The 9,910-nt window shown below is 72.6% G+C and carries 11 protein-coding genes; 10 read left to right on the forward strand and 1 reads right to left on the reverse strand.

Annotated features, from left to right (window positions below; translation table 11 throughout):
* Positions 1-34 precede the first annotated feature (34 nt).
* The 10 genes from RZ50_RS20530 (at position 35) to RZ50_RS20575 (ending at position 8,948) form a co-directional block, all read left to right on the forward strand.
* Positions 35-709: a riboflavin synthase gene (locus tag RZ50_RS20530; protein WP_196952200.1), complete on the forward strand. Its 675-nt coding sequence runs from the start codon at positions 35-37 to the stop codon at positions 707-709.
* Positions 706-1,353: a nicotinamide mononucleotide transporter family protein gene (locus RZ50_RS20535; RefSeq protein WP_308271946.1), complete on the forward strand. Its 648-nt coding sequence runs from the start codon at positions 706-708 to the stop codon at positions 1,351-1,353. Before RZ50_RS20530 ends, RZ50_RS20535 begins: the two co-directional genes overlap by 4 nt.
* The gene (locus RZ50_RS20540) at positions 1,350-2,669 is read left to right on the forward strand and encodes a bifunctional 3,4-dihydroxy-2-butanone-4-phosphate synthase/GTP cyclohydrolase II (protein ID WP_196952201.1); all 1,320 of its coding nucleotides are present in this window, start codon (positions 1,350-1,352) and stop codon (positions 2,667-2,669) included. The genes RZ50_RS20535 and RZ50_RS20540 overlap by 4 nt, the downstream gene beginning before the upstream one ends.
* Before the next feature lie 103 nt (positions 2,670-2,772).
* Complete coding sequence (gene ribH / locus RZ50_RS20545) at positions 2,773-3,246, forward strand: 6,7-dimethyl-8-ribityllumazine synthase (protein ID WP_196952202.1); 474 nt, start codon at positions 2,773-2,775, stop codon at positions 3,244-3,246.
* 101 nt (positions 3,247-3,347) lie between these two features.
* The gene (locus RZ50_RS20550; RefSeq protein WP_196952203.1) at positions 3,348-3,620 is read left to right on the forward strand and encodes a phosphoribosyl-ATP diphosphatase; all 273 of its coding nucleotides are present in this window, start codon (positions 3,348-3,350) and stop codon (positions 3,618-3,620) included.
* A gap of 102 nt (positions 3,621-3,722) precedes the next feature.
* Entirely contained in the window at positions 3,723-4,571 is an 849-nt protein-coding gene (hisG, locus tag RZ50_RS20555; protein ID WP_196952204.1) for an ATP phosphoribosyltransferase, read from the forward strand.
* 184 nt (positions 4,572-4,755) lie between these two features.
* On the forward strand, positions 4,756-5,196 hold the full coding sequence (locus RZ50_RS20560) for a PH domain-containing protein (RefSeq protein ID WP_196952205.1): 441 nt from the start codon (positions 4,756-4,758) through the stop codon (positions 5,194-5,196).
* A gap of 281 nt (positions 5,197-5,477) precedes the next feature.
* On the forward strand, positions 5,478-6,818 hold the full coding sequence (locus tag RZ50_RS20565) for a hemolysin family protein (protein WP_374199966.1): 1,341 nt from the start codon (positions 5,478-5,480) through the stop codon (positions 6,816-6,818).
* A complete protein-coding gene (locus RZ50_RS20570; protein WP_196952207.1) occupies positions 6,815-7,861 on the forward strand; it encodes a hemolysin family protein in 1,047 nt (348 codons plus the stop codon). Before RZ50_RS20565 ends, RZ50_RS20570 begins: the two co-directional genes overlap by 4 nt.
* A 100-nt stretch (positions 7,862-7,961) precedes the next feature.
* Entirely contained in the window at positions 7,962-8,948 is a 987-nt protein-coding gene (locus RZ50_RS20575; RefSeq protein ID WP_196952208.1) for an NAD-dependent epimerase/dehydratase family protein, read from the forward strand.
* Between the two features lie 11 nt (positions 8,949-8,959).
* On the opposite strand, the gene RZ50_RS29365 is transcribed toward RZ50_RS20575, so the two are convergent.
* Positions 8,960-9,910 (reverse strand): AAA family ATPase (locus RZ50_RS29365; RefSeq protein ID WP_196952209.1); only part of this gene is annotated, 951 nt, incomplete at its 5' end.

Below are 9,910 nucleotides of genomic sequence, written 5' to 3' on the forward strand. Positions count from 1 at the left end.
CCGGAGTCCGCGCCCCAAGCGCGAGGAGACCCGGGTGTTCACCGGCATCATCGAAGAGCTCGGCGAGGTCGTTTCGATCGAGGAGATCGGCGACTCCTCGCGCATCCGCCTGCACGGCCCGGTGGTCTGTACGGGCGCACGGCACGGGGATTCCATCGCGGTCAACGGCGTCTGCCTGACCGTCGTCGACAGCCCCGACCAACTGGCCGCCGGCACCGGCGAGTTCAGCGCCGACGTGATGGCCGAGACGCTGCACCGTTCCAGCCTGGGCGAGTTGAAGCCCGGCTCCCGGGTCAACCTGGAGCGCGCCATGGCGCTCGGTGCGCGGCTCGGCGGCCACCTCGTCCAGGGTCATGTCGACGCCGCCGGGCGGCTGTTGAGCCGCGAGCCCGGCGAGCGCGACGCGGACGGCAACCTGCGCTGGGAGGTGCTGCGGTTCTCGCTGCCGGAGTCCATCTCCCGCTACCTGGTGGAGAAGGGCTCGATCACCGTCGACGGCGTCAGCCTCACCGTGGTGGAGGCCGCCCGTGACAGCTTCACCGTCAGCCTCATCCCGGCCACCCTCGCGCTGACCACGCTCGGCGCCAAGGCCGTCGGCGAGAGCGTCAACCTGGAGGTGGACGTGCTCGCCAAGTACGTGGAGCGGCTGCTCGATTCGCGCACCCTGCCCGGTCTGCCGGGCGACACGACCTCGGGGGAGACCAAGTGAGCTGGCTCAGCGGAGAGGCGTTCACCGTCTTCGGTGAACACGTGAAGTGGGCCGACATGATCGGCAACCTGCTCGGGTTCGGCGGCCTCGCGCTCGGCTGGCGCCGCTCGGTCTGGAGCTGGCCGGTCCAACTCCTGTCCGGCGTCGTGCTGATCACCGCCTACCTCGGCGGCCACGTCCCCGGCCTGATCGGCAAGCAGCTGATCGTGATCGTCACCGCCGCCTGGGGCTGGGCGCAGTGGCGGCGCGGGCGCCGGGACTCCGGGACGATCGCCGTACGGTTCGCCAGCTGGCCCGAGCGGGCCGCCCTGGTGGCCGGCACCGCGGTCGGCACGGTCGGCCTGGCGCTGCTCTTCACCGCCTACCCCAGCCTGTCCTGGAGCCCCTGGTCGGACGCCTACATCTTCGTCGGCACGCTGGCCGCGATGGTCGCCCAGGCGCGTGGCTGGCTGGAGTTCTGGTTCGCCTGGATCGCCGTCGACGCGGTCGGCGTCCCGTTCGCCTTCAACAGCGGCTACACCTTCTCCGGCCTCACCTACTCCATCTACTTCGTCCTGGTGCTGCTCGGCCTGCGCTCCTGGTGGCTGAGCGCCCGTGAGCCGCGCGCCACGTCCACCAACGTCCCGCAGGGAGCCACGGTATGACCGAGAACCAGCCCGAGAACCAGCCCACCGACAGCGGCACCGACGCCGGTACCGACAGCGGCACCAACGCCGACGCCGGCCTCGAACTCGTCCTCGACCCCGTCGAGCGGGCGATCGCCGACATCGCCCTCGGCCGCGCCGTGATCGTGGTCGACGACGAGGACCGCGAGAACGAGGGCGACATCGTCTTCGCCGCCTCCGCCGCCACCCCCGAGCTGATGGCCTTCACCATCCGCTACAGCTCCGGCGTGATCTGCGCCCCGATGACCGGCGAGGAGCTGGACCGCCTCAAGCTCCCGCCGATGACCCAGGTCAACGAGGACCGCAAGGGCACCGCGTACACCGTCTCGGTGGACGCCCGCGAGGGGGTCGACACCGGCATCTCCGCCGCCGACCGCGCCCGGACCGTACGGCTGCTCTCCTCGTCCGGCACCGAGCCCGGCGACCTCACCCGCCCCGGCCACGTCTTCCCGCTGCGCGCCGTCGAGGGCGGCGTGCTGGTCCGCCCCGGGCACACCGAGGCGGCCGTCGACCTCGCCCGGCTCGCCGGGCTGCCGCCGGCCGGGGCGATCGCCGAGGTCGTCAACGACGACGGCACCATGGCCCGGCTGCCCGAGCTGCTCGCCTTCGCCCGCGAGCACGGTCTGGCGGTCATCTCCATCGAGGACCTGATCGCCTACCGCCGCCGCACCGAGCTGCACGTCACCCGGGCCGCGACCACCGCCCTGCCCACCGCGCACGGCGACTTCACCGCCGTCGGCTACCAGGGCACCATCGACGGCGTCGAACACATCGCCCTGGTGGCGGGCGGCCTCGACGCGGAGGGACGGCTGCCGGAGGGCGAGGACGTCCTGGTGCGGGTCCACTCCGAGTGCCTGACCGGCGACGTCTTCGGCTCGCTGCGCTGCGACTGCGGCCCGCAGCTGGAGGCCTCGTTGCGGCGGGTGGCCGAGTCCGGCCGCGGCGTGGTGCTGTACCTGCGCGGCCACGAGGGCCGGGGGATCGGCCTGGCCCACAAGCTGCGCGCGTACGCGCTCCAGGAGCAGGGCCGCGACACCGTCGAGGCCAACCTGGACCTCGGCCTGCCCGCCGACGCCCGCGACTACAGCATCGCCGCGCAGATGCTGGTGGACCTCGGGGTCCGCTCGCTCACCCTGCTCACCAACAACCCGCGGAAGCTCACCGCGCTCACCGAGCACGGGCTCAAGGTCAAGGGGCGCGAGGCGGTCGAGATCGCGCCCGGTGAGCACAACCTGCGCTACCTGCGGACCAAGCGCGACCGGATGGGCCACGACCTGCCCGGCCTCGGTTCCTGAAGCCCCTGAAGCCCCGGAAGCCGCCGAAGCCCCGGAAGCCTCTGAAGCACGACCCAGCTCCTGAAGCACACCCCACCAGAGAACAGAACAGGAAGTACGACACATGAGCGGCCACGGAGCCCCCACGCTGACCATCGACGGCGCCGCCGACCTCAAGGTCGCCGTCGTCGCCGCCCAGTGGCACGACCAGGTGATGAACGGCCTGCTGGACGGCGCCCACCGCGCGCTCAAGGAGCTGGGCGTCGCCGAGCCGACCGTGCTGCGCGTCCCCGGCACCTTCGAGCTGCCGGTCGCCGCCAAGCGCCTCGCCGAGCGCGGCTACGACGCGGTGATCGCCCTCGGCGTGGTGATCCGCGGCGGCACCCCGCACTTCGACTACGTCTGCCAGGCGGCCACGGCCGGCCTCACCCAGGTCAGCGTCGACACCGGCGTCCCGGTCGGCTTCGGCGTGCTGACCTGCGACAACGAGGAGCAGGCGATCGACCGGGCGGGCCTGCCGGGCTCCGCCGAGGACAAGGGCCACGAGGCCGTGACCGCCGCCGTCGCCACCGCGGTGACCCTGCGCGACGTCCGCTGACGGTCCGCGCCCGGTCCCGAGCCGTGGACGTCCAGCCGACCGTCCACGGTCCGGGACCGTTTACCGTCCGTCCGTCCGCACGCCGTATGGTGAGTCCCATCATGGCTTCGAAGACATTCGAGGAGCTCTTCACCGAGCTCCAGCAGAAGGCCGCCACCGGCGACCCCTCGTCCTCCCGCACCGCGCAGCTCGTCCAGCAGGGCGTCCATGCGATCGGCAAGAAGGTCGTCGAGGAGGCCGCCGAGGTCTGGATGGCCGCCGAGTTCCAGTCGGACGAGCAGACGGCGGAGGAGATCTCGCAGCTCCTCTACCACCTTCAGGTGATGATGATCGCCCGTGGGCTGACGCTCGACGACGTGTACAAGTACCTCTGAGCGTCCACCAGCACCTCTGAGCCAGCAATCCCCGCTGAACAAGCAACCCCGCTCGAAGAACACCCCCACCTCCACCTCCCACAGGTAAGGAAGCGACCTCCCATGCTGCGCATCGCCGTCCCCAACAAGGGTTCTCTCTCGGGTCCCGCGGCGGAGATGCTCCATGAGGCCGGCTACCGCCAGCGGAAGGATCCCAAGGAGCTGGTGCTGGTCGACCCCAACAACGAGGTCGAGTTCTTCTTCCTCCGCCCGCGCGACATCGCCGTCTACGTCGGCTCCGGCCGCCTGGACGTCGGCATCACCGGCCGCGACCTGCTGCTGGACTCGCACTCCAACGCGGAGGAGGTGCTCGCCCTCGGCTTCGCCGGGTCGACCTTCCGCTTCGCCCGCCCCGAGGGCGTGCAGGTGGAGGACGTGAAGGGCCTGGAGGGCCTGCGGATCGCCACCTCCTACACCGGTCTGGTCGAGCAGCACCTGGCCGACCACGGGGTGAAGGCGACGGTCACCAAGCTGGACGGCGCGGTCGAGACCGCGGTGCAGCTGGGCGTCGCCGACGTGATCGCCGACGTGGTGGAGACCGGCACCAGCCTGCGCAACGCGGGCCTGGAGGTCTTCGGCGAGCCGATCCTGATCTCGGACGCCGTGGTGATCCGCCCCAAGGGTGCCGGTGAGGACACCCGGGTGGAGCAGTTCCTGCGCCGCCTCCAGGGCGTGCTGGTGGCCCGCCGCTACGTGCTGATGGACTACGACATCCGCGCCGAGAAGGTCGGCGCGGCCGTCGCGCTCACCCCCGGCCTGGAGTCGCCGACCGTCTCCCCGCTGCACACCGAGGGCTGGGTGGCCGTCCGCTCGATGGTGCTCCGCAAGGAGGCCCAGCAGATCATGGACGACCTGTGGGGCATCGGCGCCCGGGCCATCCTGGTCACCAACATCCACGCCTGCCGCCTCTGACCTGCCCGGCGCCGCCCGGTCGGCGTCACCCGGTCGGCGCCGACCTGTGCGCGGGCCGGTGAGTAAAGAACGGTTCAATAGGGTGGGGACGCCGACCGGTGTCCCCGCCCTTCGCCGTGAAGCGCCGACCGAAGCGCCACCGGAGCCCACCGAAGCGCCACCGCCAGAACCACCGGAGCCCCACGTGTCCACGCCGCCCGTCGAGTACCCCGTCACCTGGGCGCCCCGCCGTACCCGGGCCGTGCTGTTGCCGGTCTGCGCCCTGCTGGTGGTGCTGTTCGCCGTGCTGGCCGTGCTGCTCCCGGAGAACTGGCAGCTCAACGACCGGATCATGATGACCGGCAGCGGCGTCCTGTTCGCCTGCGTCGGCCTGATGCTGGCCCGCCCCCGGGTGCGCGCCGACGCCGAGGGCGTGACGGTGGTCAACTTCGTCCGCAGCCGTCGGCTCGCCTGGGCCGAGATCGTCCAGGTCAACTTCCGCCAGGGCGACCCGTGGGCGACCCTGGACCTCGCCGACGGCACCTCGCTGGCCACGGTCGGCATCCAGTCCGGTGTCGGCAGGGCCCAGGCGATCGCGGACGCCCGCGCCCTGCGCGACCTGGTCGAGCACCACGCCCGGGCCTGAGGGCGAACCGCGCCAGGGCCTGACGGCGAACCCGCCCGCGCTCGACGGCGAACCCGCCCGCGCTCGACGGCGAACCCCTCCGACCTGCGGCTCCCTGGCCCGGCGGGTCCGAACACGCTTCCTACCACCGCCCCGGTATGGTCTACGCTGGTAAAAGCGGGGCAAAACTTCTGTCCTGCCCGAAAACGACCTGAGGAGTGACACTCCCCCTCGATGGACGATCCGTCCGGTAGTACCTGCGCCGCCCCACTTCCGACCATCGGAAGGCAGGCGGCACTGTGATCACCGCCTGGCTGCTGTTGCTCGCAGCCGTCCTCCTGATCCTGGCCAACGGCCTCTTCGTGGCCGCCGAGTTCGCCTTCGTGACCGTCGAGCGCGGGGCGGTGGAACGTTCCGCCGAGTCCGGTGACGCCAAGTCCGGCCGGGTCTCCAGGGCCCTGCGGCACCTCTCCTTCGAACTCTCCGGCGCCCAGCTGGGCATCACCGTCACCTCGCTGGTGGTCGGCATGCTCGCGGAGCCGGCCCTGTCGACCCTGCTGCAGCCCGTCATGTCGGCCATCGGGGTGCCCGACCCGATCACCCGCGGCGCCGCCGTGGTGGTCGGCATGGTGCTGGCCACCGTCGTCCAGATGGTGATCGGCGAGCTGGTCCCGAAGAACTGGGCGATCTCCCGCCCGCTCCAGGTGGCCCGCGCGGTCGCCGCCCCGCACATGGCGTTCTCCTTCGTCTGCCGCCCGCTGATCAGCTTCCTCAACGGCGTCGCCGACAAGACGGTCCGGGCCTTCGGCATCGAGCCGCAGGAGGAGCTGGAGCACGCCCGGACCCCGGCCGAACTGGTCTCGCTGGCCCGCCACTCGGCCAGGGCCGGCGCGATAGACGAGGAGTCGGCGACCCTGTTCGTCCGCACCCTGGGGCTCGGCGACCTCACCGCCGAGTCCGTGATGACCCCGCGGGTCGACGTCGCCGCCCTCCAGCGCGACGCCACCGCCTCGGACGTGCTCAACCTGACCAGGGCCACCGGCCTGTCCCGCTTCCCGGTCTACACCGACAGCCTGGACGAGGTCACCGGCATCGTGACGCTCAAGGACGCCCTCGCCGTCCCGGCCGCCCGGCGCGGCCTGGTGCGGGTCGGCGAGCTCTCCTCACCGCCGCTGCTGGTGCCCGAGACCCTGCCCGCCGAGCGGCTGCTCGACCAGCTGCGCCGCCTCCAGCCGATGGCCATCGTGGTCGACGAGTACGGCGGCACCGCCGGCGTCGTCACCGTCGAGGACATCGTCGAGGAGATCGTCGGCGAGGTGCAGGACGAGCACGACCCCGAGGACCACCCCGAGCTGCTCCCGCTGCCCGCCGTCAACGGCCTGCCCGCCTGGCAGGCGGACGGCCGCGCCCGGCTCGACCACCTGGAGACCATCGGCCTGACCCCTCCGGACGGCCCCTACGAGACCCTGGCCGGCCTGGTCGCCGACCTGCTCGGCAAGCTCCCCGACGTGGGCGAGCAGGCCGAACTGCCCGGCTGGCGGTTCACCGTGACCGGCGTCGACCGGCACCGCACCAGTGAGGTCCGGGTGGAGCGCACCTCCGTCCCCGTGCCGTTCGGCGACGACGAGGAGGGCGCCCGATGACCGCGCTGCAACTGCTCCTCGCCGTGGTGCTCCTGCTCGGCAACGCCTTCTTCGTCGGCGCGGAGTTCGCCGTAGTCTCGGTGCGCCGCAGCCAGATAGAACCGCTCGCCGAGGCCGGGCACAAGCGCGCCCGCACCGTGCTGCACGCGCTGACCAACGTCTCCGCGATGCTGGCCGCCGCCCAGCTCGGCATCACCGTCTGCTCGCTGGGCCTCGGTGCGCTCGCCGAGCCGACCATCGCCTCGCTGCTGGAGGGCCCGTTCCACGCGATCGGCGTCCCGTCCGCCCTGATGCACCCGCTCTCGTACGGGATCTCGCTCGCCGTCGTGGTGTTCCTGCACATGGTGATGGGCGAGATGGTGCCGAAGAACATGGCCATGGCCGGCCCGGAGAAGGCCGCGCTCTGGCTCGGCCCGCCCCTGGACCGGCTGGCCCGCTGGCTCGCCCCGGTGATCCGGACGCTCAACGCCCTCGCCAACGGCGTGCTGCGGCTGTTCCGGGTCGAGCCCAAGGACGAGGTCGAATCGGTGTTCACCACCGAGCAGCTGATGTACCTGCTGGTCGACTCCCGGGACGCCGGCCTGCTCGACGGCGACCGCCAGGAGCGCCTGGAGGACGCCCTGGAGATGGGCCGCCGCCCCGTCACCGACGTCCTGCTGCGGCCCGAGCAACTGGTCACCGTCGGCCCGAAGTCGACCGCCGGCGAGGTCGAGGAGCTCGCCCTGCGCACCGGCTTCTCGCGCTTCCCGGTCACCGACGGCGACCCGGCCGGCCACGGCTACCTCGGCTACGTCCACCTCAAGGACATCCTCGACGTGGAGGACCCGTCGGAGCCCGTCCCGGCCCGTCTGTGGCGGCCGATCACGGTGCTGCGCGGCGGCCTCCCGCTGGACGACGCCCTCGGCGCGATGCGCCGGGCCACCTGCCACCTGGCCGCCGTGCTGGACCAGGACGGCCGCACCCTCGGCGTGGTCATGCTGGAGGACGTGCTGGAGGAGCTGGTCGGCGAGATGCACGACCCGGACCACCGCACCACGGTCTGACGCCCGCGGCGGTTTCGCCGACGGCGTGTCCGCTCGCAGCGATTCCGCCCTGAGCGTTCAGCGGTTCCATGCCGGCCACCCCCGGGGAAGGGTGGCCGGCATGAGACTGCTCGTGCTGGGTGGAACGAAGTTCGTCGGACGGGTCCTCGCCGAGGAGGCGCTGGCCAGGGGCTGGGAGGTGACGGCCCTCAACCGCGGCACACAGCCCGCGCCCGAGGGCGTACGGGTGCTGGTGGGCGACCGCACGGCCGAGAACGGCCTGGCGGCGCTCGCCACGGGGGAGTGGGACGCGGTGGTGGACACCTGGTCCTGGGCCCCGGCGGCGGTGCGCGACAGTGCCCGGCTGCTGAACGGCCGGGTCGGCCACTACGCGTACGTCTCCAGCCGGTCGGTGTACGACCACCCGCTGCGCGCCGGGGCGGACGAGACGGCGCCGGTCGTCCCCTCCTCCCCGGACCTGACCGGCGAGGTGCCCTACGCCGAGGCCAAGCGCGGGGCCGAACTGGCGCTGGAGGCCGAGTTCGGCGGGCGCGCCCTGCTCGTCCGAGCCGGGCTGATCCTCGGCCCGTACGAGAACATCGGCCGGCTGCCCTGGTGGCTGAACCGGATCGCCCGCGGCGGCCCGGTGCTCGCCCCCGGCCCGCGCGACCTCCCGCTCCAGTACATCGACGGCCGTGACCTCGCGGCCTGGACGCTGGACGCGGTGGCGGCCCGGCTGGGCGGCCCCTACAACGTGGTCGGTCCGGCCGGCCACACCACGACGGGGGAGCTGCTGGCGGCCTGCGTCCGGGCCACCGGCTCGGACGCGGAGCTGCGCTGGACCGACGCCGAACGGATCCTGGCGGCGGGCGTCGAGCCGTGGACGGAGCTGCCGATCTGGCTGCCGCCCGGCGAGCTGTACGACTTCCTGCACGGCGCCTCGGTGGCGCGCGCCGTCGACGCCGGGCTGCGCTGCCGCCCGGTCGCCGAGACGGTCGAGGACACCTGGGCCTGGCTGCGGTCGATCGGCGGCGACGCCCCGCAGCGCGCCGACCGCCCGAACGTCGGGCTCGACCCCGAGCGCGAGGCGATGCTGCTGCGGGGGTGAGCCCCGGGAGGCTAGCCCCGGCCGTCGATCAGCTCGCCGTACGCCTGCACCAGGTCCGGCAGCCGCAGCGTCGCCAGGTCCTCCCGGCCCGGCGGCTCGCGCAGCATCGACAGCCGCAGGTCCCGGTAGGCGCAGGACTTCTCGTACAGGGTGCGGATGAACCGGCCGTTGCCCAGCTCGTCGATCCAGCCCTCGCGCACCACGTGGGTGCAGATGCTGGCCAGCTCCTCGGCCGCGTCCTCGTCCCAGCCGTCGCCGTCCCGGCCGGCCAGCGCCGCCCCGATCGCGGTCAGCTCGCCGGGGCGGTAGCTGGGGAAGTCGACCCGGGTGGTGAAGCGGGAGTTGAGGCCGGGGTTGGTGGCGAGCAGCCGGTTCATCCCCTCGGGGTAGCCGGCCAGGATCACCACCAGCCGGTCGCGGTTGTCCTCGGCGCGTTTGAGCAGCACCTGGAGCGCCTCGTCGCCGTACGCGTCGCCCTTGGTGTAGCCGGAGTTGGACAGGCTGTACGCCTCGTCGATGAACAGCACGCCGTCCAGCGCGGAGTCGATCAGGTCGTTCGCCTTGACCGCCGTCTGGCCGAGGAACTCGCCCACCAGGTCCGCTCGTTGGGCCTCCACCAGGTGGTCGCCGGAGAGCAGTCCCAGGGCGTGGAAGACCCGGCCGAGGATCCGTGCCACGGTGGTCTTGCCGGTGCCGGAGGGGCCCGAGAAGACGAAGTGCCGCTTCGGCGGCTGGACCGGCAGCCCCTGTTCGGCCCGCAGCCGGGACATCCTCAACTGGGCCGAGAGCGCCCGGACCTGCCGCTTGACCGGCTCCAGGCCGACCATCAGCGACAGTTCGGCCAGCGCCGCGTCCAACTCCCGTTCGTCACCGGCCGGTTGCGGCGCCGGTGCGACGGCGGTCCGTGGCTGCGCCTCGCCCCGGACGGGCGGCGGCGCCGGTGCGGCGGGCACGGCCGCGGC

The sequence above is a fragment of the Kitasatospora sp. SUK 42 genome (genome assembly GCF_015776785.2).
In the GTDB taxonomy this organism is placed as follows: Bacteria; Actinomycetota; Actinomycetes; order Streptomycetales; family Streptomycetaceae; genus Kitasatospora.

What these genes read in the sequence shown, in the direction of transcription:
- RZ50_RS20550 (WP_196952203.1), top strand. Translation starts at nt 3,348, where the DNA reads ATGGCTTCGAAGACATTCGAGGAGCTCTTCACCGAGCTCCAGCAGAAG.
- hisG (WP_196952204.1), top strand. Translation starts at nt 3,723, where the DNA reads ATGCTGCGCATCGCCGTCCCCAACAAGGGTTCTCTCTCGGGTCCCGCG.
- RZ50_RS20570 (WP_196952207.1), top strand. Translation starts at nt 6,815, where the DNA reads ATGACCGCGCTGCAACTGCTCCTCGCCGTGGTGCTCCTGCTCGGCAAC.
- RZ50_RS20540 (WP_196952201.1), top strand. Translation starts at nt 1,350, where the DNA reads ATGACCGAGAACCAGCCCGAGAACCAGCCCACCGACAGCGGCACCGAC.
- ribH (WP_196952202.1), top strand. Translation starts at nt 2,773, where the DNA reads ATGAGCGGCCACGGAGCCCCCACGCTGACCATCGACGGCGCCGCCGAC.
- RZ50_RS20575 (WP_196952208.1), top strand. Translation starts at nt 7,962, where the DNA reads ATGAGACTGCTCGTGCTGGGTGGAACGAAGTTCGTCGGACGGGTCCTC.